Origin of the sequence: Halostella pelagica (genome assembly GCF_004762015.1) — an archaeon.
Taxonomy (GTDB): domain Archaea; phylum Halobacteriota; class Halobacteria; order Halobacteriales; family Natronoarchaeaceae; genus Halostella; species Halostella pelagica.
The window spans coordinates 42,943-68,568 of the sequence record NZ_SJES01000010.1 but is presented as its reverse complement, the minus strand read 5'-3'; the positions used below and the strand labels follow the sequence as shown (position 1 = coordinate 68,568).

The window sequence follows — 25,626 nt, the reverse complement described above, 5'->3', positions numbered from 1 at the left end:
CCTGACTCTCCGTTGGTTTTCCATCGGTGATGACCCCGAGAGCAGTTTCATCATGCCGTGGTCACCCCCCCGAACAGCCCGTTCGGGCGAACGATCAATACGACGATCATGAGAGCGAACGCGGCCGCTTGAGTGAACCCGGAGGGCAACCAAACGAGCGAGACGGTGCTCGCTACCCCGATCAGTAGCCCGCCGAAAATAGCCCCGTATATCGAACCGATCCCGCCGAGTATCACGGCTGCGAAGATCAACAACAGCAGCGTCCAGCCCGTGTTGAAGGCGAGCGTTCCGGATTCAAGCGTCATGAGGTAGCCGGCAGCGCCGGTTAGTCCACCGCCGATGACCCACGTCGAGCGAACGATTCGGTCTGTCGGTATCCCGGTAACAGACGCGAGATCGCGGTTGTCCGCCATTGCCCGCATCGCGATCCCGAGTTTCGTGTACTGCAACAGGTAGTGGACGGCGAACATCAACAGCAGAGAGCACACGGCGACCGTGATCTCGTGAGCGTTGATCTGTAGCCCGATACTCGAGATGCTGAACTTCGGCTCTGCAGTCGAAGTGAGTCCAGTCGAATTCTGCCCCCAGACGAACGCGATCAGATATCGCAACACAAGCGCCACGCCGAGACTCGTGAAAACCAGCGTGATCCCCTCTTCGTCGCGCAAACGGCTGTAGATCAGTCGGTCGATCGCCACCGAAAGGAACACGGTAAATACGATCGCGACGAGGAGACCGGCGAGGATCGCGATGGGCGTCGTAGCGACGCCGGCACCGACACCGACAGTAGTTGCGTCTCCGGCGATACCGATCAAAAAGAGATCTCCGAGTCCGAACGCACCGAATCCGGCGATCATGTACGACGTGATCCATCCTGCGAACGCTCCTGTCGTGAGGTAGTCTCCGTGTGCGAAATTAGCAAACCCGAGAATACTGTATATCATCGAAAGACCGACCCCGGCTAATCCGACGATGAGCCCGAGTACGATCCCGTTTTTGAGAAATATCGCCAGATTGCGTGCGGGCAACGCGCCGCTACTCAGTTGCCGGACCAGATCAATTAGCAGAATGAGTACGCACACCCCGAGGACAACGAGAAGGGGGCGGTCGCCGACACTGTCCCGTAAGCCGGAGTAAAAATCACTCATCTGCATCTACTTGCTCTGTACTGAGGCACTCATTTAATCTCTATAAAACTTGGGGCCACGGCACTGTTGCGAGCGGTGAAATAATCCCGTGGCGCCCGGCGCTTAGTCCAGTGGTAACGACGTCGGTACGGGGAAAGCATCTATACGGTATCCGGCACAGACCAATCAGTCGATACTGATCTGGTCTCCAGTTTCGAGGGCACCGTCGGAAGTGAACCAGTACTCCGAATATGTCCCCGATTCCACGTCACCGTTGTCGTCGAACGTGATATCGCTGGTCACGCCCTGATAATTGATATCGTCCCCGTTCATGGCCATTTCGACGCCTTCGGCCAGATTATCAGCTGTGACTTCCGTCCCCTCGGGATTCGCTATCTGTCTCATGTTGTCCTTGATAGCGGCCCCGTCGTTGGAGTCAGCAGCGGCGTTCGCGAGCATCAACGTCGCCGTCGCATCGTACGCTTGCCAGGTGAACTGCCCCGGTTCGCTCCCGTACTCGTCGTTGAAAGCCTGATTGAAGTGGTCTAACGAGGGACCGGTCCCGACAGACGTGACTCCTGTGATGTTGGTGAGATCCGCGTTGACGTTCTCGGGAATCGCCGGATTGTAGATCCCGCTCGTCGCTAAGATCTCCGTGTCGGAACTGAAATCGGAGTAGAAGTCGCGGAGTATTTTGATCCCGTTTTCAGTGAACGCGACGATAAACAGCGCGTCAGGGTCGCCCGACAGCGCTTGAGTTAACTTGGAAGTGTACGAGGACTGGCCGCTCTCGAAGGAGACCTGTTCGAGAACGTTCCCATCGAACGCGTCCGCAAACGCGTTAGCGAGTGACTGCCCGTACGAGTCGTTAATGGCAAACGTGGATATGGACGAAACGTCCATCCCTTCGTTTGCGAGTTGGGCGACGGCCTGAGACATGAGCGCGTCGCTCGCCGATGTCCGGAACAGGAGATCGTTGTCGTCGACGTCGGTTATCGTGGGCGCTGTAGCGAGCGTACATTCGGCGATCTGATTCGGCTTGCAGACGTTCTGTAGAACTTGGAGGGTAGTTGCCGTGGACAGCGGGCCGCTGATAGCCGGATAGTCAGCGTCCACGAGCGACTGTGCGGCGCTGACTGCCGCTTGCGGGTCCGTCTGAGTGTCTTCCGTTTGGATATCGATCTCGGCCTCGATATCGGCGTCGTTGACTTGTTGAGCGGGTAACACTGCTGCGTCGCGAGCGGGCTCCCCGACGGAACCGAGTGGTCCCGTGAGCGGTTGCATGACTCCGACTTTGATCGTGTTTCCGCTAGCGTTTTCGTCACCGCTCAAACAGCCTGCGACCCCGAAAGCACTCACAGCCCCAACAGTGGCTATGAACTCGCGGCGCTTCTGATTCGCTACCATAACCCATGAGATACTGTGAAGGGATATATAATTAATGGGCGACGAGCCCTGCTTTCGGTTGCAAGAAAAGCGCTGCTCGCCGCTTCCGCCGCCCGAACGACCGAAACGGCCTGAGTTTCTGATGAGAGTTTTCGGTGCCGGCGTCGGTCAGGTTCGATTCACCAGCGGTTCGTTTCGTACGGTCGCGTCGAAGCGTTCGTTTTGGTACTCTACCGTAACGCTAGTTCCGGCCGCAGTGTGCTCCGGTTGCAGGTACGCGTAGGCGATACAGGCGTCGATATCGTACCCGTATCCGGCGCTCGTCACGTGACCGACCCGACGTGTTCCATCAAACACCGGAACTCCATCCATCACGACGGCACTGCGATCATCGAGCGTGAGACAGGTCAGTTCGACACTCGAATCGGTCTCTCCAGTCGGACGCAGCGCCGCACGACCGACGAACTCGGTGTCGAAGTCCACTAAGTCGTCGAGACCGGCCTGGAACGGTGTGAACTCCGCGTGTACGTCGGTTCCGTACGCTCGTTGCCCCGCTTCGAGTCGGAGGGTGTTCAACGCGCCATCGCCGACTGCGACGATACCGTGATCTTGGCCGGCCTGCCAGAGAGTATTCCAGAGGTTCCCGCCGTATTCTGTCGGAGCGTGGAGTTCCCACCCGTCCTCACCCGTATCCGAGTCCCGCACCGCCGTGACGGGGACGCTCTTCACGTGGGTGTCGCGCGCTGTCGAGCGACCGAACGTACTGAGGTCGGCGTGCATAACGGATTCAAGCGTCGCTCGGGCGTTCGGTCCGTAGATTCCAATCACACAGCTTCCGGATACGTCGTCCGAAACGGTCACCGAACTGTCGTCCGGTGCACGCTTTCGGAGCCGATTGACCTGGCACATGCCTGCAGCGCCACCGTCGAACGAGACGCGGAACCGGTCCGGTTCTACTCGCGAAACCGTCCCGTATCCGACTACACCTCCACGTTCGTTCAGCATCGTGGTCTCCGCGACACCTCCGACCTTGAGATCCATGTCGTTCGTGAAGACCCACTGTAGGAACGGAAGCGCGTCTTCTCCAGTGATAGTGACGGTCGTCTCGCTCGTTCGGTCGGCGATACCGACACGGTCTCTGACGGCCTGGTGTTCGGCACCTTCTATTCGCGACCAGTTTTTCGCCTCCCACCCTGATCGCGAGGGCACTGCGTAGTCATCTAGAAGAGAGTCGTTCGCACCGTACCAGCGGGGCCGTTCCCAGCCGGCATCCTCGTAGAACTCCGCGCCGAGTTCCTTTTGGTGCCGGTAGACCGGGCTCTGCCGGAGATTACGGTGGGTCTGGAAAGACCCGCGGGGATGGTGGATATCGTAGACGGTGTCGTACACTTCGTACGCGCGGTCGTGAACGAACGAGGGGCTTTCGGCGTGGGACCCGAAGCGCGTGATATGCATATCGTCGATATCGAGGTCAGTCTCGCCGTCCTCCAGTAGATCAGCCATCACTCGACCGGCACCGCCGCCGTGAGTCAACCAGATAGCGGCCGCAACCCAGAACCCATCGACGTCGGGGGATTCGCCCATGATAGGCATGTGGTCGGGTGTGAACGAGAACATACCGTTGAACCCTTTGACGATCTCCTTCCCCTCGAAGTCGGGGAAGAGCCGCGTCGCCTCCCGCCAGGCGTCTTCGAAATCCGACTCGGTGAAGGAACGCGACGACGGCTGTTTGAACGGGTCGTGTCGAGAGCCCTGATTCGGAACGAAATCGTACACCGGTTCAGTCTCGATCGCGTCGTCGAGGCTTGGGATATCAGACGAACCGACGATTATCGGGTCGTGGTTGTAGTTGCCTATCCCGTAGCCATCGCCGTGCTGTCGGAAGTACAGGTCGCCGTCCCAGTGGCGAACCCAGGGTTGCTCGACGTCGTGTTCCCAGCCGTCGAGTGCTTCGATGGAGTCGGTTACTCCATACTGGTGGGCACAGGGAACGAGCGGGATCGGAACGTCGACCATCTCGCCGATCAACGGTGCCCAGATGTTCCCCGCGACGAGGATATCGTCTACCCGTACCCGTCCCCGGTCCGTGACCACAGTCTCGACGGCTCCGTCCGTCGTTTCGATATCCGTTACTGTCGTTCGCTCGTGGAACGATACTCCCCGGTTCTCGGCGTCCGTTTTTAGCCCGTCGAGCAGCGAGACTGTATCGATACGACCGTCGGTCGGGACGTGAAACCCGCCGATGAGGTCCTCCGTCTCGATAATCGGCACGTGTTCTTTCACCTGGTCCGGGGTCAGCAGCTCCGCCCCGTCGATATCATTGGTACGTGCTTGGTCCATCCGACGGTTGAGATACTCCCAACACTCGTCAGTCGTCGCGATTTCGATAGCCCCGTTCTCCTCCCATCCTCCGGCGGCATCGTATATCTCGCGGGTCTCCTTGGCGATCGTAGCCAGGGTGCGGTCGGGGCTCGTCTGGGTCAACCCGGCGGGGGCGTGGACGGTCGAGCCGCCTGTTTTCGGGATCGGCCCCTTGTCGACGACGACGACATCCGAACTCCCTTTCTTCGCCAGGTGATACGCGGTGCTACAACCGACAACACCCGCGCCGACGATGAGGGTCTCTGCTCGGTCGGGGAGCTCGCTCTGCTCGTTCATGAATGAAAGCTATTTTCCCCGTATCGATAATAAAACTAGCGCGTTCCGTTCGGTCCCCCGACATTTGTAAATTGGCTTCACTCGGAGTTGATAATCGCTATCGGCACAGTGCCTGCTCAAAAGCGGTCCAGTGAAAAGAGATCGATATCGTGAGAGGTGGTCCCGTCAGCGGCGAGGTCGGCTGCGATCTCACCGACGACGCTCGCAAACTTGTAGCCGTGTCCGGAGAAACCACCAGCCACGACGACATTGGAGTGGTTCGGGAGTCGGTCGATGACGAAGTTCTCATCCGGGGAGTTCGTGTAAATACACGTCTTTAGACCCATCGTCGGGCCTGCACCGTCTCGGAGATAGCTGTCCGCGAAGTCGCGAAGGACTCGTTCGTCGCGGTCAGTCGGCTCGCGGTCCATCTCATCAGGGTCGACGTCCTGTTCGAAATGGTGATGGCGGCCGATTTTTACGCCGGGGACACCGTACACCGGGGTCCCATAGTGGAGGTTCTCCCCGTCGGACACACCGAACGCAGGGAACGAGTCTATCGAAAACAAGTCGGGCTTTTCGGGTTGGATCCAGGCGAGTGCCTGGCGCTCCGGAGAGAGGCTGAAGTCGTCAGTCTCGACCAGTTCCCCGGTCCATGCACCAGCGCTAATGACGAGGCGGTCGGCGGAGTACGACCCCTTCTCGGTCGTGACGCGAACTCCGTCCGTGGTTGACTGCCATCCTTCAACTGCCTCTCTCCCGTGGATTTCTGCGCCATGAGCGTGCGCTCGTTCGACGTGCGCAACGACGCTGTTCTGGGCATCAACGAACCCACCGTCGGGCTGGTACACCGCCTCGAATCCGTCCGGAAGCTCGAACCCCGGAACCCGCTCGGACAGTTCTCCGGCCGATAGCTTATCGTAGGGGAGGGAGTGTTCCTCACAGGCCTCGGTCGCTCCGGTGACCAGTTCAGACGTCGGTGGACCCGCGGAAACGGAGCCGGTTTTGTACAAGAGGCGTTCGTCGCGTTCCGTCTCTAGCTGTTCCCAGAGTTCGTATGCACGGTGCAGAAGGGACACGTAGGACGCATCCTCGTGGTACGCCTTCCGGATCACTCGCGTACTCCCGTGTGATGACCCTTTGGAATGCGGTATATCGTACTGTTCGAGCCCGAGAACGTCGATCCCTCGCCGCGCCAGGTGATACGTAGTTGCAGTTCCCATGCCACCCATACCGATAACGATGACTTCGAATTTATCTTGGTGACGGCTCATCTCTGCATAAGTAAATTTGGAAGTAGCAATAAAAATTGTGGCACCAAGGCTACGTCCCTCTACTGCCGCTACTTCTCCTTGCGACCCGCTTGGTATCGGGGTACCTTGTCCTGATCCACACGTTCGTTCGGAACACCAGAACACCGTAAACGCGAGGTCATAGATTTGGGCTCTAATATAGCGGTTTCCTCGTTTCGGACCGGTTTCGTTCACGAGAACAAAACACGCCTGGCAGTAGTAAGAGAGTCAAGTGCAACTAACACTCACCGCAGAGCGTGTTTCTCGATGTCGCACACTCCGTATCTGCGTCACGCAGTGTAGTTCGATCAGATCGGCAGGCTAATTTACACTTCTATGGCTGTAATTCAGAGCAGTCATCCCATTCGGGGGATCGTCTCAGATATTCGTTCGTTCGTATTCCTCGATCTTTTCTTCGAGTTCAGCGGCTTTGTCCCTGAGCGCTGTCGGAATCTTTTCGTGCAACAGATCACCCTGGATTCGGTACGCAGGTCCCCCGACAGACAGAGCCCCGAAGATGCTTCCGTCCGGGTTATTGACGACAGTACCGACACCTCGCAGTGAGTCTGCCGCTTCCTGGTCATTGTACGCGTATCCCCGCTTTCGCACCTCCTCTAGCGTGGCGTAGAGTTCCTCCATCTCTGTGATCGTGTGTTCCGTGAATTCGGGGGTCCCGTGCCTCTCGATGACGAGTTCTACGTCCTCGCGCGGAAGAGCCGCGAGGATGGCTTTCCCTGCCGCTGTGCTGTGCATGTGAAAGTAGCCCCCGGATTTGAACGGATCGTTCGGATTCGTTGAATTGTGAATCGTCAGTAGCCTTCCGTTCTCCACGACGGTGAAATCCGCGTTCTCGTTGACCATTTCGGCCAGGTCTTCGACGGTCTCGCCCGCTAACTCGAACTTCACGTTATCCCCACGAACGTGCTGTCCAAGATGGAATAACCGCAAGCCGAGATGATACCTGTTGTTCTCTTTGGCCAGTAAACCGTGCTTCTGGAGCGTCGACAGGTGGGCATGGACAGTACTCTTCGCGATTTCCAGTTCCTGAACCAAGTCGGAGATAGTCGCCCCATCCATCTCTTTTACGGCTTGAAGAACGGTGATCGATCGCTCTGTCGTCTCCAGGACCCTTCCGATTTCCCGTGTTCCCTCGTCAGCCATGAGACTAACCACCATCCATCACGTTAAGAATGTTCGGGTCTCGTGAACGGGTAGTTATCGATCGAGGAGACGAGTAACCGAATCGGTCTATTACTTTTCACGGACATCCCGCTGTTCTACGAAGATAGTTCGTAGGGGGGTACGAGAGGGGCAATCTGGCCCCTTACGCCGGCAGATTCTATCACAGACTCTCGACTTTTCCCCACTCTGCACCGTGGTTGACCCTCGTTAGAGACTATGGGACGCGGAATCTCGTTCCTACATTTCCTCGATCACAACGTATATTTGGTTGAGTGTATCATACTTATTTGACGACGGTCAGTGACTCATTCACACCCACAGTGATCGTCGTCGTTTGCACCCCAACGACGTGACAGTTGTACCGCCTCCCCTACGTACAGTACTCCGTGACTGTAGTAGAGACGTAGGGGACTTACGCTATTTACTGCAAGCCACAAGTACATACGATTACGTCGATCGCAAACTCCGGAGTTCGCTGAATAATCGAAGGAAAAACTATCGGTGTGAAGGAGAAACTACCGGTGAACATTTCCGGCCGAGACGGAGACCAGGGTAGGGGACAGATGGTCGCCGGGACGCGTATCCAGAGTTTATTCGGACATTGATGTAATCAGAATCACAGGACTCCCAGTCAGCAGCACCGGGGTCCCTCCGTGTCTTACCTTGGCACGGGACAGGACACGCAGGGTGATGGCAGACGGGATCGCCAATGCCGTTGTGGTGCACTTGAACGACGGCCTCATTACTGGCAGTCGGTTTACTGTCCGCCGTTCACTGCGGTATGGTACCGCAACCCGTATGAAAGTTACGTTAGAGGCAGTCTTGTGATCGTGACTCCTGTATTTCTGAAGGGGAGACGGAAATCGGCGAGATGCCTTGCGGTATTCTGGTCTGCTCACCGACAACTAGCCAGTCTGTTACAGCAAGTCATCCGTACTGCTAAGGGGGATCAGAAAGAACTGGTGCGTCCACATAACCGAGAGACCTTAGACAGAGTCTACTAACTCCGAAGAAGTGGAGTCATACCACCGCCGTAATCAAAAACCGCTGTAGTCAATAACAGGTGTAAGGAACGCTTCGGAGACTTTACCCCGGTGGTCGCATTCGCGTGGTAGGGTCAGTACTTACTCGGAGTGATGTAATAGAAGAAGTGATCCCCGGGTAGTGGTTACAGCCCGGAGCTACTCTTGAAGAACTCGTCTCGATAAAGACGGACATGACGGAGTTGCACCGGTCTGCCGAGAATGAGTAATTATCGTTCGAAACTGGCCTCACCCCCTCCCCCCGTGATCGATGTGTAAAACCATGAGGTGGGAGTGGGGGGCAGAGTGCGAAGACAGTATACACACCCCAGAAACCCGGTATACGCGGCGGACAAGCTATTAGACCATAGAATAGCGTCCATAACTTTACTTGCTTCTAGTATACCCTAGCTTTATGTATCAGGCGTAATAACTAAATCCGTAGTAGGCCTAGTTGCGAGGGTTGAAGGAGGGTAACTCCATCTACCCGAGTGCTTGTCTACCCTTTCATAGAAATCAGCTACCGTGTGTTCTCTCCGATTACACATGTTTCGTGGCCTCTATCTCCAACTAAACCTCTCACTCCGCTTTCGGGTACCCTCCTCACCTTGGCGTTTACACTTCGATCACGGGGGGAGGGTGTCCCACAAACGTCACGCCTCAGTCTTCGCTCACGTTTCTAGGCAGTCCGACCAAATACGTCCCGTTTCTCGGTTTTTTCTTGTGTCAGTCGCGCTTCGCAGGCTTCGAGAGACGCTCGTATCGGTTAGAGTTTGAATCTACACCTGATTAGAGACTGAGTTTGCACATCGACCACGGGGGGTCCCCAGACGTTCTCTCCGGAACCGTCGGTCCACGAACCCGACCGTTTCCTTACTGATCGTGGAACTCCTTCAGTTGGGAGTTAACGACGGTCCGGAGGAGTTCATCTTGACTGGCTATCGCTTCTAACCTGGTGTCGTCGACTATCCGGTCCATCATCGCTTCGGGATCGCCCGTGAACGTAAATTCCATGTACATCCCGCCGCCACGCCCTCGGCTCTTCCGGGAGGTCGAGATGAGACCGTACGTGGAGAGCTCTTTGACGTACTTGACGTAGGTTTCGCGAGTCATCTGGTCAGCATCGAGTTGATCGGTCACCCATTGATAGACTTTGAAGCCGACAGGACTGGGAACTGAACTCCGGGAACGGTTCGAGTGACAGGCGACGACAGCTGTCGCATACAGCGAGATCTTTTTCTGCGTCGTCAGTCCCTCTACGAGTTTCAGCGACCGGTCTTTGTCGATTTCTTCCTGGGATTCCCGAACGTGATCTTCGGTAACTCTCCCATCACGGCGATCGTCGGCGAGATCGCCTGCGCCCCGGAACAGGTCGATCGCCTTCCGGGCGTCGCCGTGGCTCTGTGCCGCAAACGCCGCTACGAGCGGGATCACGTCGTCTTCGAGCGCATCACCACGGAATGCGTCTCGGCGATTTTCGAGAATTTCCCGCAGTTGCGTGGCATCGTAGTCGGGGAAGTAGACGTCTCGCGGATTGAACGAACTCTCGGCACGGCCGTCGATGTCTTCCATAAACTTCGGATCGTTCGTCAGGGCTGCAACCGACACGCGGCCTTCGATATCGTTGGTGTTACTCGCTCGCGATAGCTGGTACAGGAGTTTCGAGTAGGCGGGTTCGTCGTTCGCTCGCCGGCCGACCAAGAGGTCGATCTCATCGAGGATGAAAATCACCGAGTCGTAGTGCTCGTTGATGAGTTCGTACAGGCGTCGATACTTGCGTTTCGTGGACACGCCCGTCTCGGGGACTCCGACCCTCGCATCGACGTCCGTCGCGACGGTCTGGACGAGTTCGTACACCGCCTGGTCGAGTGTATTGATAGGCTGACAATTAACGTCGACCACGCCGAAGCGCTCGCCTTTCGATTGACAGAGTTCGATGATCTGTTGCGTGACTGCTCCGATGATTAGGGATTTCCCCGTCCCAGCGGGGCCGTACAGCAGCATATTCGGCGGACGGTTTCCTTGGAGCGTCGGACGCAGAAACGAGACGACGGATTCGAGTTGGTCGTCGCGACCGACGATTCGTTCCTCGTCGATGATCGTGTCGGGTTCGACGAGATCACGATTGACGAACACCGATGCCTCCCCTTCGTCGTCGAGCATATCCCGGATCGACCGTTGAGTGCCGCCCTCAGCAGTTTCTCCGTCCGCATCTGTATCAGTCTCTCCGGCAGCTGCATTGCGAGCGGCTTCACTCTGTGTTTCGTCAACTCTAGAACGAACCCCTTCGTCGAAGGTAGATTGTCCCGTCCCGTCCTCCTCACTACCGGTCATACGCTTTCTGCACGCCGGAGTGTTAAAAAGATTCACCTCCGTCGATGTTTATCCGGGGAATACGCCCAGGCTATCCCCCGTATTCACGAGTTGCCTACTCTCCGGGATACGACCGACAACGAAGTCTATACGAGACGAGCCCCCGTGATCGAAGTGTAATCGCTCTCCTGCACGCCCCCCGTGATCGAAGTGAAAATCTTCGGGTGATACCGATAAGAATAGTGGGCGAGGCCAATTTACACTTCGATCACGGGGTGCGAATCGATAGAATAGGACCTCTTCCGACCACATCCTCTCTATTCGTCAGAATTGACCGGCCGTTGTACAGAGAAGGAACTGAATCGCCATCCCGCCACTGCCAGTAGTCGTAGTGGTTGCCATTGGTCTCCTTGATCGTGACAGTTGCCGTTGAGGAAACGTCATAGGGGAGGCCGTCAGAACGCTTTTCGATCACGTTTTCGTCGTTTTCCTCGGGAACGTCCTCGGTGGGTCGCATTAACCAACATATACGCTGAAAACGCAGTTCTGTTGGTTAAGATAACGTCCGACTTTGAGCCCTGTATCCAGAAGTTGACAGTTCGGATCGGATGGCCCCGTCGCTGTGTAATGTCGAGATACGGCCTCGAAGGCACCGAAATCTTCGTCGAACACAGCGGTTCCCCCTATCCTGTTACCTCTCTACGGACGCGAAGGAATAGCTACAGAAATGCGACTCCCAGTGTCTCGCTCAGCGCCCGATCGTCCCTTGTCGAGTGATCGGGGCGTCAGGGTTGATACAGAAGGCGACGATGGTCGCGTCCTCGGTGGCCGTCACGGACACGTCACCCTCGTCGGTCACGAGTCCGCTTTCGGTGTAACCGATCCTGGTTTGCTCCTCACCGGCTGTCACTGCACCGTCGAACACGTAGAGGTAGGTGTCCCACTCCGGGCGGGACGGCAGCGTGACGGTCGCGCCGGCGTCGAGCCGACAGTCGTAGAAGTTGACGTCGTTCCGGACGTAAAGCGGTGCGTCGCCGCCCTCAGGGCCGAACAGGTGCCGCCACTCGTTGGACACTGAGTCCCGTATCGGCTCGTGCTGGATGCCCGGTTCGAGATCGAGGCTATGCGGCCGGACGAAGATCTGGAGCATCCGCAGCGGCGGGTCGTCCTCGTACGTTTCCTCTGCATGCCAGAACCCGCTACCGGCGTTCATCACCATCAGGTGGTTCGAGTCCGTGACGAGTTCGTTGCCCTGACGGTCGTCGTGGCGCATCACGCCGTCCGGCACCCACGAGATGATCTCCTCGTTGCGGTGTTGGTGCATCCGGATCAGCGTCCCCGGATCCATGAACGAATCGACGACAGTCGCCAGCGGGCCGTATCCGTGGTCGTCGTGACCTGGGACGGCGCGGCCGGGGAAATCGAGATGGATCCTGAACCCACCCTGGTTCTGCGAAACGTCCGTTCGCGCCGCTGTATAGATCCGAGGTTGCGATCCCGCTGACGTTGAATCGCTCATTACCCCCGGTAGGTCAGCAGGTGCTAAGAATGTTAGGCCGTCGCTGTAACCCAACGGTTATCTCTCTCAGACCCCGAAGAGAGATATGGATCTCTCTATCGTCGACCTCTCTCCCGTCCCCGACGACGGCACCGCCAGTGATGCCTATGCGAACACCGTCGAAGCCGCACAGCAGGCCGAACAACTCGGCTTTTCGCGCTTCTGGGTGGCCGAACACCACGGCATGGCGGACTCCATCGCCGGCACGACTCCCGAGGTGTTGCTCGGCCACCTCGCCGCGGAGACTGACTCGATTCGACTGGGATCGGGGGCGGTGCTTCTCAACCATTACAGTCCGTTCAAGGTCGCAGAGGAGTTCGGTGCGTTGGATGCGCTCGCGCCCGGACGTATCGACGCGGGCCTCGGACGGGCGAACGGGTCGCCTGCCGCCGACCGAGCGCTCGGGACGGACCGGCGCGTTCAGAATCCCGACGAGGACCACGCGGAGAAGATCGAGGCCGTCGTCACTCATCTCTACGACGACTACCCCGACGAACACCCCTACAGCGACCTGACGATTCCGCGCTCCGGTCGAGGGGCCCCCGTGCCGTGGGTCCTCGGATCGAGCCCATCGAGCGCCTCTCTCGCTGGCGAACTCGGGCTCCCGTACTGCTTCGCCGCGTTCATCCGCCCCCAGTTCGCCACCCAGTCGTTCGAGCAGTACCGCGAACACTTTCAGCCGTCACGGTTGGCTGGCGGTATCGACGAGCCGCAAGGAATGATCGCAGTGAATGCGGTCTCTGCCGAGACCGATGAGGACGCGGCACGACTTCGCGCAGTGGCCGAAGCGTCGTACAAGCGGATGCAACGCGGCGAGGTCGGAACGAGACCATCTGTCGAGGAAGCAGTCGACGAACTCGGTGGAGTGCCGGAACCGACGCCTGACACACTCGATTCCGACGAGTGGCCGCGCGCGATCTCCGGAAGCCCGTCGACGCTCGCCGGTCTCCTGGAGCAACTTACGGAACGGGTCGGCGTCGACGAGGCGATGATTCAACATATCGTTCCGGAACACGACGACGCGCTCCGTTCGCACGAACTGATAGCCGAGGGCATTGGACTCCCGTGAACTGCCTCGGGGGTCAAGCCCCGAGGCCTTCGGCCTGTAGAACCCGGCCTCCCAATCGAGCGATCTGGTTGGAACGTCCGAGTATCCACTTGTTCTCGCCTACTTCTTGTACCCTTTGTGATCATTATCGGGAAAAGGACATATATCTTCGAACGCACCGAAACGGTGTGTATATCTACACTTGTACGTCTCCAATCGGATCTACTGGTTGGGTTGAGATCAGTAGTAGCTATCCCTTGTAGAATCACACATAACGGTGGACAGAGGAGAAAGTGGTATCTCTCCTATTGTGAGTGTCGGGAGATTGACAAGGTAATCACCAAATCTGAAACTGTATAGGATATATGAATAGACAAATTTCCTGATGATACTGGTACTCAGTGAACAACGTCGGGCTCTATATTTTTCTACTTACTTCCACCAGTGCGAGAGTGGACGAACGACTCCTATCTCGTTTCAGTCGGAACTTCCGTCTCGTTTGGCCACGATACCGGTAATGATCAGCGTTTAATCCTGTGCAACCCGCCGAACGCAGTGAAGTCCCCCCTTGACGCACCAGCGTACTTGCGAACGATGTCTCGAGCGTGCAGTACGAATTCTAGGGGAACGAGATGTGCACTAGTAATCGGTGAAAATGACTTACAAAACGACTCAAGATAGTTTGGCAATGAGGTTATCCTCGTAACGCCCTTCTGGAGAATTATGTCGAAAGTACTCTCCAGTAAGGATAAAGAACAATCCAATACTGTCGCATACGGTCTTGATCCGGAGTTAGATGCCATTTTCCGTTTACTGTCGAGTCAGCGTCGTCGCTACGTCCTCCATAGCTTGAAGGAATATGAGGATCCTCTGACGCTGGCTGATCTCGCTAAAGAAGTCGGTATCCGAGAAACTGACGGAGCCAGCTCGGACGTGTCTGTTGAGGAAGTGAAGCGGATTTCGATTTCTCTCTACCACACGCACATCCCGAAATTGCGGGACGCAAACATCGTTCAATACGACCAAGAAACAGAGATTGTGACGCTTTCAGACAAGGGTGTACGGTGGGAGGAGTACGAGGAACGGCTTCAGGTCAAAAACCCGGACCCCGCTGAGTAACCAAGTGGTACGTCGCAGTTGACTCGACCAGCAGCGAGATCCATGTACGTAGTGATTACGCAGGAAGCCGTAGAGGGGGAACACGGGATGTTACCATCTGTTAGTTAGGCTCTGTTGAAATCCTATTTTCGGGATACTTTCCCGATGAATCAGCCGTTAGGTAGGACTGCGAACTGACCGCTGTAGTTTCTGTCAGTTTAAGGTAATTTTCATATCGTTGTGCAAGATACAGAGGCTCTATTTAGCACAGGAATTTACTATTCAGCTGGCAGATGGGTGTGCGTCTGGCTGCTGGTCTCGGAACAAGAATTCGACAGTGGGTGAACGTCCAAGGGGTCATCTCCGATATGGCCGTGTTCGCACCTCTTCGTAAAGGACATTTGCTGGCGGACTCGAAAACCAGTCTACTTGTGCGATTTCTCCTTCACGTGGTCGTGGATTTCCAGCCGTATATTCACCGGAAAAAATAACGATTGGTTCAAAGACTGGAGGGTTGTCCCCTGTCCCAGAGCGGATCTCGACGACATGAACCTCCAGAACGTCGGTTAGTCGGCATTCGACACCGGCCTCTTCTCTCACTTCCCGCATCGCCGCCTCCTCAAACGATTCGCCGATTTCCGCCTTTCCCCCAGGATCTCCCCACCCTTCGTCACCCTCGTTACGAACTAGTAAGACCTCTCCATTATTATTCTGGAGCCATACGCCCGCGCCACCAATACTTCCGTCTTCCGCCCGTTCAACAGTGGCTTGGTACTGTGACGGCGAGACGGTCCATGTCTTCTCAACAACCTCAAACTCACCGTACTCGTCTTTCAACGAACGTATAGTAGCGTCTGCACCACTTCTACTCCGGTCACTAAGTGATGTCATCGGTCACCATGCAAAAGACACAGAACGGTGCCCGTTACAAGCATTTCCCTTTGCAGAGAATATCGCTACAGAGGTTGGAAGCAAAGACGCTGAACTGAGCGAATTAAGCGATGTGGCTTTCCTTATAATTTTGACCGGCTTGCGCCCTGTATTTAGCACGCTGTTCTTGACAGGTGTTGGGAAGATCGTTGATCGATGTGATATCTCAGTACTCTGTATCTAACGTTCAGAGTGTCTTGTCGATGTTATAGGTGAGACAGCCAACAGCGAGTTCACGGAACTGTTTCCACCAGTGTCGTGAGCGGACGAATGCGCCGTATTTTCGTTTGAGCCGTGAGTTCACGGTCTCATTCTGACTACGTTGACCGTAGAGATCGACGTCCAGTCGAGCGTTCCACGCCTTGTGAAGCGACGAAAACTCGCGGTGTTTGATGAGCGGACGAACACCTAACCACGAGCTAACGCACGAACCTTCTGGTCGTCGTATCCTTTCTCGCCAAGGAGAACCGCTACTTCGCCGGTATTCCGCTTGATGAGCGACGGCGCAATCTTTGAGTCGTGCTTTCGTGTCGTCGTTACGTGTACGTCGATAATCGCGTTCGACCTCGTGTCCACCAGAAGTATCACCTTCAACTGCTGAATAGTTAGCTTCGTTCGCTTCGTGTAGTGTTTCGAGGCGTGACTCCGGTCAAACCCTGAAGCGTCGATCCCAACGATACCGTTAGTCGGGAGAAGCGTGTCCGAGAGGTTAAGAAGAACACGCCAGACAGCCATATCGAGTCGGTTGAACACTTTGCACAACGTTGAGGGTAACGGGAGTTCGTCCAAGTTGATGGCTCTCCGAACGCGGGGCATCTCGATGAGTTCGTCGAGAAGCGTCCGATACGTCGTGTTCTTCCGAACTTTGAGACAGAGTATGGTGATGTACCTGAAAGACATACGCGGGAAGAGCCGAGCAGCGCGGACTGCAACCCTGTGAAGCGTGTGTAAACCGACTCCATGATAGATGAGACGGTGTGTAGAAGGACTGGTATAGACAGTAATTATAAATACTGCTCATAGCCGCATTTCGGACAATACATGATCTCCTGCTTGATCAGGAGGTGACCTAGATTACATTCACCACAGGGGCCTCCAATCGAGATCCCAGTCTCTCGTGCGAGCGCGTTTACGGTGTTTTCTAACCTGTCTATCTGTAGTTCATTTCTCTCGAGACGGTCTGCCATCTCTTGAAGTCGCAGTACTTCTTGGCACCGCCGATCCTCTTCTGGTGATGAAGGATATGGGTTCACACAAGAGATAGCCGGTCATGGAGAATAAACACGAGTTCGAATTCACTGATGTACTTACACGATTTAGACCGTGATAGAACCTCAACGGGATTCGATACAATAAAAAAATGAAACGGTACGATCAGTCAGCGCCAGCTGCTGCCGCCTCCTGTTCTTCGATGTAGTCAACGATCTCGGTCGTTTCCTCCCTGAACTCGTCGAGGTCGGTTTCTGCACCGTGGAGAATCGTCGAGAAGTACCGAACGGTAGCAGCGACGTTCATGGCTTCGGTAAGACCGTCCTCTGTCACCCCTTCTAGTCTCGCCTCTTCCTTATGGAAGTGTATACAGTAGGGACATCCCATTGCAGTTGCGGCTGCAACCGAAGCAAGCGCTTTCTCTCGGTTTGGTAGTTCTGTCTCTCCGAACTCAAGGTCACGTACGATTCCCCAACTGTGGTCAGCGGTGGGCTCCGAGAGCGCCTCGAGCCAGTTTGGAACTTGCCCGAGGTACTCTTCTATCTCTCCTTTTGTTTTGTCTGATACCATTGTCGACTCCCGGATTTCCTGAACGTGTCCGCAATACCCCGTGTGCACCACAGAACGACTGAAATCCACCTACAGATACATCATGAACAATGATAGTAGTATCTCATGTAGTCGCGAATAAGGTGGCGTGGGATTAGCAGAACCCGGACTGAAGAAAACTGATCGTGCAACTCTGGCAAGTTGGCATACATATGAAAGATCACTATAATGTCATATGCTTTGGGGTGTGTATACTATTTGACTGCCGTCCGGGGATCGTACAGGTGTCACGGATTACGAGAAAGTCCCCGTGCAGCGACATCCATGCAAAGCATATAATTGGGGCGAGTGGTACTCAGTAGAAGATGTCAAGCCCTCTGCTCCGACGCACGATACGCCGGTGCTCAGCAGTACTCGTGATTTCCAGTACGCTATTTCTTCTCCTCTTTGAACATTATCTCTCTATCCAAGGGATCCCTACGAATCCGGCTATTCACTATATCGCACTGTTCCTTTTCAGTGGGGCAGCATTCTACCCCCTGGGGAGTGTCGGACGATCTATTCTTCCCACTGACTGACTTTCGTTTCCGGAAAAGGGTTCTCAGTATCCATTCACCGCTTTGCTGAATTTCAACGCTTTCTATTGAGACGAACGACCTGACCAAACGCTTCGGCGACGACATCGCCGCCGTCAAAGACCTCGATCTCACGGTCACGTCCGGCGAGGTATTCAGCTTCCTTTGCCCGAGCGGTGCTGGGAAGTTGAACCCTACAGTTCGGACCGTCAAGGAGAGATCACACGCACAGGGGTGGGTATCGAACGACTAGCAAACACTAGCCTGCCGCCGGCTAGTGAACCTATCAAGGCGGTCGAGTACGTCCAAGAACGGGAGGAAGAGCGCGAGACAGAGAGTGGACCGTCCACCGACCAGTGACGACAGCAGATCGCATGGTAGGATCTGATGCGGACGTTGACCGATACCCCACCGCTGACAACCGAGCCGGGTCTCGTTCGGCATCCTGCGGCCATCAGAGGTGTTCTTGCTATCGGAGCTGGCGGTTATCTGCGGTCGAAACCCTGCGTCTTCTTAGGTGCCCAACCATCAAACGAATGGAGTAGAAGCAAACAGAACGCGACCGTGAGGCGAGGCATACTCATCGGCTTATGTGATAGCAGTGATTAAAGAAGCGGAGTAGCTCGGTTCATACAGGAGATAAGCGTATCGGCAGGAGTGTCGATCTATTTGAACTCTGTTAAGAATGGGATGCTGAATATAGAGGACGTGGTAAGCATGTTAGCTTTGCTTCTTTCGTCCTGTATAATTATAAGTAAAATATTTGGTTGTTCTCCTCACGTGTTTGGTTGGGTTGCAGCGGGAAGCGTGAAGTAAAACGTCGAACCATCGCCGGGCTCAGAATCGACCCAGATTTCGCCACCGTGGCGCTCGATGATCCGCTGACTAAGTGCGAGTCCGATACCCGTTCCCTCATACTCGTCGTAGGTATGGAGACGCTGGAACACTTCGAACACGCGGTCGGTGTCGTCCGGGTCGATACCAATGCCCTCGTCGCTGACTGAGACGATCCACTCCTCGCCGTCACGTTCGGCTTCGACGCGGATGCGCGGACGATCGTCGCCCGAGTACTCGATAGCGTTGTCTAAGAGGTTCTGAAACACTTGCCGTAGCTGAGCGATGTCTCCCTCAACCTGGGGGAGAGATTCCGACATGATCTCGGTGTCAGTCTCCGCGATTTTCACCTGCAAATTGTCACAGACCTCGGTGAGCACTTCGTCGAGATCGGTCGATTCCAACGGCTTCCCCTGCGTCTCTACCCGTGAATACGCGAGCAGCCCCTCGATCATGTTTCGCATCCGATCGGCACCGTCGACCGCGAACTCGATGAACTCCTCCGCGTCCTCGTCAAGTTCATCGGCGTAGCGTTGTTCGAGCAGTTGCAGGTAACTTGTGACCATCCGCAGGGGTTCCTCCAGGTCGTGGGACGCAGCATACGCGAACTGCTCCAGACGCTCGTTCGATTCCTCGAGTTTCTGCTGATACTCTTTGCGATCGGTGATCTCGTGTACGTAGATCGATAGCCCTGACTCAGAGGGATACACGTTGTAATTGAGCCACGCATCGACTTCTTCATCGTACAACTCGAAGCTGGTTGGTTCTTGTCTCTCCACCGCCTCACGGAACTCGTTCGAGAGCTGCCCGTCGTTTCGATCGGGGAAGACCTCCCAGAAAGACCGTTCCGCTAATTCGTCCTCCGACTTCTGAAATAGTTCCGCTGCAAACTCGTTGTAGTGCGTGAACTTCCAGTCTTCGTCGAGCGCAAAGAACGCATCAGAGATGCGCCCGAGGATATTCCCTAATTCAGTCTCCAGTTCCGTCTTGCGTTGTTCGAGTTGTTGTTGACGCTGTTTTTGATCGGTGATATCCTCGATAGAGATAACGATTCGGTCAGTCTCAGAGAGACCGTCCTCAAGCGGGACCGCGTTTATCGAGAGCCATTCGTGATCAACCCCAGCCTGATCGATACGACACTGGAAGTCGTAGACCGACTGTCCGGTCTTGAAGACCTCTTTCCATGGTCTGTCGTCGCCGGGAATGGGAGTGTCCTCTGAGTCGTACAGGTCCCTGGATGTTATCGATAGGTCGCCAAGGTCGGTCTCATTGATCTTGAGGAGGTCGAGTGCCTCTTTGTTGGCTCGCGTGAACACTTCGTTCGCGTCGAGCACGCAGATGCCGACCGGGATCGTTTCGAAGATCTGCTCGATGAGGTCTCGTTCTCGCTGGAGTTGGAGTTCGTACTCCCGCTGTTCGGTCATGTCACGGGTCACTTTCGTGAAGCCCTGGAGTGTGCCATCGATGTCCCGGATGGCAGTGATTACGACGTTCGCCCAGAACCGCGAACCGTCCGCGCGGACCCGCCACCCCTCGTCCTCGACGCGGCCCCGCTCGGTGGCCTTCTCGAGGTTCGTCTCCGGGACTCCCTCTGCCCTGTCTTCCTCGGTGTAGAACGTTGAGAAGTGCTGGCCGACGATCTCGTCTTCGGAATATCCTTTGATTCGCTTGGCACCCTGGTTCCAACTGCCGATGGTACCGTCGGGATCGAGCATAAAAATCGCGTAGTCCTTGACTGCACTCACGAACGCGCCGAACTCCTGCAATTTGGCCTGTTGATCATCTTCCTGAGTCCCGTCAGATGGCTGCCACCAAATGCGAGTTCCGCTCTCAGGTTCCTTGGTCTGTAACTTCCCACGGTCTGCGAATGCTGTCAACTGCTGCTCTGCAATCTGTTCTGGACACTCCCACCTCTCGGCAACCTCAGCTGTAGTGAACGGCGTACCCGATGTATCTCCGTTCGAGAATAGACGATTAATATCCTCTATAGAAATATCTGACTCTGATCGATTAGGGTCCATAGTGTCCGTGTCGACGTTGACTCGTAAACGGGTGACGGTCGGTGACCTGTTCTGTTAGAATAGCCGGGTATGGCATTGTCTTCGTGTGACGATGTGTAGCTCGGCTATACCTATCGGCTTATTCGAGACAGCAGTGACTGAAGAAATGGAGTGGATCGGTTCATACAGGGGAATTAGCAATCATACCACGGTTCAATCGTGTTATCTGGGTGCAGCGTGAGTCCGATATCTTTCAGTTCGCATTCGAAATCGGCCGGCAAATCAGGATCGTACTGCCACGTCTGGGAGACGCCATCTGCGGTGAACGCATGCACTCTCGAGGGGGTCGTTTCGATAGTACCGCGTGACATCATCTTTCTGGAACCGAGAGTGAACACGCGACTGAAAAGCGTCCCGTCCTCACTATCTATCACACGGACCGCGATCTCCGCCGTCGAAGAAGTCCTATTCTCGACAATCACCTCGCTGGATTCCTTGGCCTTATTGGAATCGTTCCCGGGGAGAACGTCACTACAGCCAGCAGTCGAAACGGAAGTCACGGCCCCAAGAGTAGCAAGAAACCGTCGTCGAGACGGTCGTTTGTCTTGGAGAGAAGCTAGTAGGCGATCGGAGGCCATGCTAACTGAGTATGTAATCGCCGGAATAATATTATCGAACCACGCACGCTGAGCGTTAGCTACGAAGACATACTAACCAGTTAACAAACTCCGTTATAGTTACGCGCAGTCTAGGAATAATCAATAGGAACAGTGCAACATGCAGCATGAAAAGCTTCTGAAATACCTCTCAGCCGATCGGGAGTACTGGAACTCTTTCCCCTTCTAAATCACACAAGAACTGCAGAGGCGAATTCCCAGAGAAGAGAAAATAGGTCTCCTCAGGGATACCGACTAGTCTATCGTCATATCATCATCATTATTCCACCAGTCATCGACGTCGAGGATACCGTCCTCCTCCTCCTCGTTCACTGGGCTGACTTGGACGGTGATCAGTTCCGGATTATCGCCGAACGGCGTCCACTCCTTGTTCATCTCGAAGAGTTGGGGCTGATTCTGATCGTCATCGGCGTCGGTGACGAATCCTCGGTTACCATCGAAGCTCCCGAGGTTTGCCTCGTGGGCGGCCCAAAGCGGCACTACTTCACCCGTGTTCTGCCACCGAATCATCCGGGTGTTATACTCTGAGAAGAAACTATCCTGGATGTCGCCATAATTTGGCGTCCAATTGACAACGTCGGACACTATCGCGAACTTCGCTTCCGGATGGAAGTTACTTGCCTGTATCAGGGCTTTCCAATTATCGTCGAGACCACCACTACCTTCTTGGGCGCTTACGGTGCCAGACGCGGCCAGACCTGCGCCGGCCGTTGCCACTGCGCTCTTTTTCATAAACGAACGCCGCGTTTCGTCATCTACTATCCGCTCAAGCAGATTGTCATTGGTCATACTGAGTTCCCCCTCCGCAGGCGTTTGTTGCAAAGATACGCAGAAAAAGGGATCGTCCGTTTCGGCGGAAATAGTATATATTCCATCACTAGAACAGAAGGTAGAGCGGATTTCCTCCTCGGTTTCTCCTCCATTGTCCGCTTTAACTGTACATTAACTGATTGAGACACCCGTTACGGCAGTGAGTTCCGGGAAACGTGATGCCACGACCCCTTTGCTGTCCAACAAAGGATCTGGTCTGCAAGCGGAAGGAAATGCATTTTTCTCATATTACCATATTCCTTTCGCCCTGCAACACACGTAAGGCAATTCTATCAGCGATACTGGTGCCTAAGACGAGGGCACTGAATCCTGACATGCTCGTCCCGTTCTCAGTTCCGTTTCATTCACATCCGACTCTCCCTCACCGGTAGGACCGCCTCCACTCAACTCCTCGCCGCGGCCGACCTGTGGGGGTCGGAGCGGTCCAGAACAGGAGACTATTTGACACGACCTCCCGAAGCGCCGCCGGACTATAAACACCGTCACGTTTCTCGAGTCGATTCTCAGACGCTTTCATTGAATCCTCTTGAACCCTGTTGGCGCTGGTAGATCCCCGCCACTTTGATCAGGACAGGGAATGCCGATAATTACGTGGATATACTATTATGATAAAATATTCAACCGGGATTCACCGTATGTGTCTTGTTTGGAAGCCAGGGAAATATACCTGGTATTACATTACTTCCACCAAGTGCTTAATAGCTCGTGGTTTAAAGGGAGACCAATGGAACCATCGGATCCGTCCCCAGATATCACTGTAGATGATATTCGGGGATTTTTTAGCCAATTAAACCAGCCGACATCCCCGATATCGATCACGGAGGTCACCGAGTTCCTTGATTGTACACCGCAGACGGCACAGCAGTACCTAGAGGAACTCACGGAACGGGATGAATTACGAACCAAACAAATCGATGGGTCAACCCGAGTTTGGTGGGCTGCTGGGGAAAGTAGTATTGGTCGTGAAGATGCAGACAACAAGCAGTTCGGAGAATTCGTGAGAGCGGTCAAGGATTACGCTATCTTCATGCTTGACCCCGACGGCAGCGTCGCCAGCTGGAACCAGGGGGCAAAGCGAATCAAAGGCTATTCAGAGGACGAGATCGTCGGCGAGCACTTCTCCACGTTTTACACTGAGGACGATATCGAAAACGATGTCCCAGAGACGAACCTCGAAACCGCCGCAGAGGAGGGACGCATCGAAGACGAAGGCTGGCGGATTAAGAAAGATGGTTCGCGGTTCTGGGCGAACGTCGTAATCACCGCCATCCGCGACGCCGACGGCACGCTCCAGGGATTCACCAAAGTCACGCGGGATATGACCGAACGACGTGAGTACGAGCAACAACTTGAAGAACAGGCTGAGTGGCTCGAACGCCAGCGGGACGAACTCGAAAAGGAACTCGACGACATCTTCGAGCGAATTGACGATGCCTTCTACGCCCTCGACGACGAATTCCGCTACGAATACGTTAACGAGCACGCCGAAGAGCACCTCGGCGAGCAGGCGGGGAACCTCATCGGGCAGAAGCCGTGGGAAGTGCTTGACGTCGACGAGTCGGACCCGATTTTCGAGCGGTTCGAAGAGGCATTCGCAACGCAGGGACCGATTCGGTTCGAACGCTACTCGGAGCCGCTCGGCATGTGGGCGATGGTCAGGATCTATCCCTCTGAGTCCGGTCTCTCAGTGTACTTCGAGGATATCACCCAGCGCAAAGAGCGCAAACGGGAACTCGAACGGGTGTACGATCTCCTGGAGCAGGCGGAACGCATTGCGGGCCTTGGCGGGTGGGAGATTGATCCGGACACGCGCGACGTGTTCTGGACTGACCACCTCTTCGATATTTTGGAGGTCACCTCCGACGAAGAACCGCATCTGAACGAAGCCCTTGAAGTGTACCACGACGAGGACCAACCGATCGTCGAACGTGCTGTCGAAGCGGCGCTTCGATCCGGCGAGTCTTTCGACATTGAAAGCCGGTTCCAAACGACCAGCGGTGAGGTGCGCTGGCTCCGAATCATCGGTGAGCCCGACATCGAGGACGGAGAGGTCGTTTCGCTCCGCGGAGCCGTCCAAGACATCACCGAGCAGAAAGAGCGCGAAGAGGAACTCCAACGTGTCCGGAATCGGATGGAGTTTGCCCTCAACGCCACGGATGCGATCGTCTGGGACTGGAACGTCGACGAGGATCAGACGTCGTTCTATCCCTCGGCTGAGTCGTTATATGGGACCGCAATCGAGGACTGGGATGATTTCCTCGAAATCGTCCATCCCGACGATCGAGAACAGGTCGAAGAGGGGATCAAGGAATCACTGGAAACTGACGAGCCGAATTCCGATGAGATCCGCATCGATCGGAACGGGGAAAAGCGGTGGATCGAAGCCCCGGGTCGGCCAATCCAAGACGAGGACGGATCGACGAGGATGGTCGGCGTGGCTCGGGACATCACTGAACGGAAGACATTCGAGCGCAAGTTACAGGAGTCGAACGAGCGCCTCGAACAGTTCGCGTATGCGGCCTCTCATGATCTCCAAGAGCCACTCCGGATGGTGTCGAGCTATTTGCAGTTGCTCGAAGACCGCTACGGTGACGAACTCGACGACGACGGTCGAGAGTTCATCGAATTCGCTGTGGATGGTGCCGACAGAATGCGAGAGATGATCGATGCTTTGCTCGAATACTCCCGGGTTGAAACTGAGGGTGACCCCTTCGAACCAGTTATTCTAGATACCGTCCTTGAAGAGGTCTTAGCTGATCTCCAGTTACAGATCGAAGAATGTGATGCTGAAATTACGGTTGAGGAGTTGCCTACAGTCGAGGGCGACGATAGCCAACTCCGACAAGTGTTTCAGAACCTACTGAAGAATGCGATCGAATATAGCGGTGATGCTCCGCCTCGAATTCACGTCTCGGCCGAACGATCGGGCGAAGAGTGGATCGTATCGGTTAGCGACGAGGGAATCGGAATCGACCCCGATGACCAAGACCGTATTTTCGAGATCTTCCAATCCCTTCACACTCGTGACGAGCACGCCGGAATGGGCATTGGGCTCGCACTGTGCAAGCGAATCGTAGAGCGGCATGACGGCGAGATTTGGGTCGACTCGGAGCCGGATGCTGGGACGACGTTTTGGTTCTCACTACCCGCAACGGACACTACGTGACCTGCTACATCGCACCATTGCGAATCAACCACCCCGCGAGAACGATATTCGTCCACGCATCAAACCGTGTGTCTCGACTCGATCGAAAATACGGTCCATTCACGAAGCTGGTGGCAGCAGTTTCGTGAACTCGCTCTCGAGTGTATTGTAAGAACCTCTACCAGTTACTCTGACGTGGAGTTCAAAGAACGT

Annotated in this window: 15 protein-coding genes and 2 pseudogenes; 4 read left to right on the top strand and 13 right to left on the bottom strand. The window is 55.4% G+C overall.

Annotated elements, in window-relative coordinates; all coding sequences use genetic code 11:
* Nucleotides 1-50: 50 nt before the first annotated feature.
* From EYW42_RS18140 to EYW42_RS18105, 8 genes are all read right to left on the bottom strand, one after another.
* The gene (locus EYW42_RS18140) at nt 51-1,154 is read right to left on the bottom strand and encodes a branched-chain amino acid ABC transporter permease (protein ID WP_135536859.1); all 1,104 of its coding nucleotides are present in this window, start codon (nt 1,152-1,154) and stop codon (nt 51-53) included.
* A gap of 159 nt (nt 1,155-1,313) precedes the next feature.
* The gene (locus tag EYW42_RS18135) at nt 1,314-2,534 is read right to left on the bottom strand and encodes an ABC transporter substrate-binding protein (protein WP_135536858.1); all 1,221 of its coding nucleotides are present in this window, start codon (nt 2,532-2,534) and stop codon (nt 1,314-1,316) included.
* A gap of 147 nt (nt 2,535-2,681) precedes the next feature.
* Entirely contained in the window at nt 2,682-5,171 is a 2,490-nt protein-coding gene (locus EYW42_RS18130; protein ID WP_135536857.1) for a GcvT family protein, read from the bottom strand.
* 116 nt (nt 5,172-5,287) lie between these two features.
* A complete protein-coding gene (gene solA, locus EYW42_RS18125) occupies nt 5,288-6,424 on the bottom strand; it encodes an N-methyl-L-tryptophan oxidase (protein ID WP_135536856.1) in 1,137 nt (378 codons plus the stop codon).
* Between the two features lie 396 nt (nt 6,425-6,820).
* Entirely contained in the window at nt 6,821-7,603 is a 783-nt protein-coding gene (locus EYW42_RS18120; RefSeq protein WP_161972978.1) for an IclR family transcriptional regulator, read from the bottom strand.
* A gap of 1,916 nt (nt 7,604-9,519) precedes the next feature.
* Nucleotides 9,520-10,809, bottom strand: a complete 1,290-nt coding sequence (locus EYW42_RS18115; RefSeq protein ID WP_135536902.1) for an orc1/cdc6 family replication initiation protein — start codon at nt 10,807-10,809, stop codon at nt 9,520-9,522.
* Nucleotides 10,810-11,227: 418 nt separating this feature from the next.
* The gene (locus EYW42_RS18110; protein WP_135536854.1) at nt 11,228-11,476 is read right to left on the bottom strand and encodes a hypothetical protein; all 249 of its coding nucleotides are present in this window, start codon (nt 11,474-11,476) and stop codon (nt 11,228-11,230) included.
* A 231-nt stretch (nt 11,477-11,707) separates the two neighbouring features.
* Nucleotides 11,708-12,478, bottom strand: coding sequence for a pirin family protein (locus tag EYW42_RS18105; RefSeq protein ID WP_135536853.1), 771 nt, complete (start codon nt 12,476-12,478; stop codon nt 11,708-11,710).
* An 85-nt stretch (nt 12,479-12,563) separates the two neighbouring features.
* Here EYW42_RS18105 and EYW42_RS18100 point away from each other — a divergent pair, with 85 nt between their 5' ends.
* A complete protein-coding gene (locus EYW42_RS18100) occupies nt 12,564-13,586 on the top strand; it encodes an LLM class flavin-dependent oxidoreductase (RefSeq protein WP_135536852.1) in 1,023 nt (340 codons plus the stop codon).
* Between the two features lie 702 nt (nt 13,587-14,288).
* Nucleotides 14,289-14,684, top strand: a complete 396-nt coding sequence (locus EYW42_RS18095; RefSeq protein WP_135536851.1) for a DUF7344 domain-containing protein — start codon at nt 14,289-14,291, stop codon at nt 14,682-14,684.
* Nucleotides 14,685-15,020: 336 nt separating this feature from the next.
* Here the strand turns inward: EYW42_RS18095 and EYW42_RS18090 are convergent, their stop codons facing one another.
* The 3 genes and pseudogenes from EYW42_RS18090 to EYW42_RS18080 form a co-directional block, all read right to left on the bottom strand.
* On the bottom strand, nt 15,021-15,500 hold the full coding sequence (locus tag EYW42_RS18090) for an NUDIX hydrolase (protein WP_237561372.1): 480 nt from the start codon (nt 15,498-15,500) through the stop codon (nt 15,021-15,023).
* 280 nt (nt 15,501-15,780) lie between these two features.
* Nucleotides 15,781-16,472, bottom strand: a pseudogene (locus EYW42_RS18085) (IS5 family transposase); the annotation flags it as partial.
* Between the two features lie 495 nt (nt 16,473-16,967).
* Nucleotides 16,968-17,372 carry a carboxymuconolactone decarboxylase family protein gene (locus tag EYW42_RS18080; RefSeq protein ID WP_135536849.1) on the bottom strand — a complete coding sequence of 135 codons (405 nt, stop codon included), beginning with the start codon at nt 17,370-17,372 and terminating at the stop codon, nt 16,968-16,970.
* A gap of 606 nt (nt 17,373-17,978) precedes the next feature.
* Here EYW42_RS18080 and EYW42_RS20230 point away from each other — a divergent pair.
* Nucleotides 17,979-18,113 (top strand): annotated as a pseudogene (locus EYW42_RS20230) (ABC transporter ATP-binding protein); the annotation flags it as partial.
* A 589-nt stretch (nt 18,114-18,702) separates the two neighbouring features.
* On the opposite strand, the gene EYW42_RS18070 reads toward EYW42_RS20230, so the two are convergent.
* Both EYW42_RS18070 and EYW42_RS18065 read right to left on the bottom strand, forming a co-directional pair.
* Complete coding sequence (locus tag EYW42_RS18070) at nt 18,703-20,739, bottom strand: PAS domain-containing sensor histidine kinase (RefSeq protein ID WP_449271877.1); 2,037 nt, start codon at nt 20,737-20,739, stop codon at nt 18,703-18,705.
* A 932-nt stretch (nt 20,740-21,671) separates the two neighbouring features.
* A complete protein-coding gene (locus EYW42_RS18065) occupies nt 21,672-22,226 on the bottom strand; it encodes a twin-arginine translocation signal domain-containing protein (protein ID WP_135536847.1) in 555 nt (184 codons plus the stop codon).
* 619 nt (nt 22,227-22,845) lie between these two features.
* Between EYW42_RS18065 and EYW42_RS18060 the strand changes: the two genes are divergently transcribed.
* Nucleotides 22,846-25,434, top strand: coding sequence for a PAS domain-containing sensor histidine kinase (locus EYW42_RS18060; protein WP_202613963.1), 2,589 nt, complete (start codon nt 22,846-22,848; stop codon nt 25,432-25,434).
* Nucleotides 25,435-25,626 lie beyond the last annotated feature (192 nt).

Bases quoted from the DNA above. Each gene is read 5' to 3' on its own strand.
- EYW42_RS18095 (WP_135536851.1), top strand. From the start codon at position 14,289: ATGTCGAAAGTACTCTCCAGTAAGGATAAAGAACAATCCAATACTGTC.
- EYW42_RS18110 (WP_135536854.1), bottom strand. From the start codon at position 11,476: ATGCGACCCACCGAGGACGTTCCCGAGGAAAACGACGAAAACGTGATC.
- solA (WP_135536856.1), bottom strand. From the start codon at position 6,424: ATGAGCCGTCACCAAGATAAATTCGAAGTCATCGTTATCGGTATGGGT.
- EYW42_RS18135 (WP_135536858.1), bottom strand. From the start codon at position 2,534: ATGGTAGCGAATCAGAAGCGCCGCGAGTTCATAGCCACTGTTGGGGCT.
- EYW42_RS18060 (WP_202613963.1), top strand. From the start codon at position 22,846: ATGCCGATAATTACGTGGATATACTATTATGATAAAATATTCAACCGG.
- EYW42_RS18105 (WP_135536853.1), bottom strand. From the start codon at position 12,478: ATGAGCGATTCAACGTCAGCGGGATCGCAACCTCGGATCTATACAGCG.
- EYW42_RS18065 (WP_135536847.1), bottom strand. From the start codon at position 22,226: ATGACCAATGACAATCTGCTTGAGCGGATAGTAGATGACGAAACGCGG.
- EYW42_RS18140 (WP_135536859.1), bottom strand. From the start codon at position 1,154: ATGCAGATGAGTGATTTTTACTCCGGCTTACGGGACAGTGTCGGCGAC.
- EYW42_RS18130 (WP_135536857.1), bottom strand. From the start codon at position 5,171: ATGAACGAGCAGAGCGAGCTCCCCGACCGAGCAGAGACCCTCATCGTC.
- EYW42_RS18100 (WP_135536852.1), top strand. From the start codon at position 12,564: ATGGATCTCTCTATCGTCGACCTCTCTCCCGTCCCCGACGACGGCACC.
- EYW42_RS18115 (WP_135536902.1), bottom strand. From the start codon at position 10,809: ATGCTCGACGACGAAGGGGAGGCATCGGTGTTCGTCAATCGTGATCTC.
- EYW42_RS18120 (WP_161972978.1), bottom strand. From the start codon at position 7,603: ATGGCTGACGAGGGAACACGGGAAATCGGAAGGGTCCTGGAGACGACA.
- EYW42_RS18080 (WP_135536849.1), bottom strand. From the start codon at position 17,372: ATGGTATCAGACAAAACAAAAGGAGAGATAGAAGAGTACCTCGGGCAA.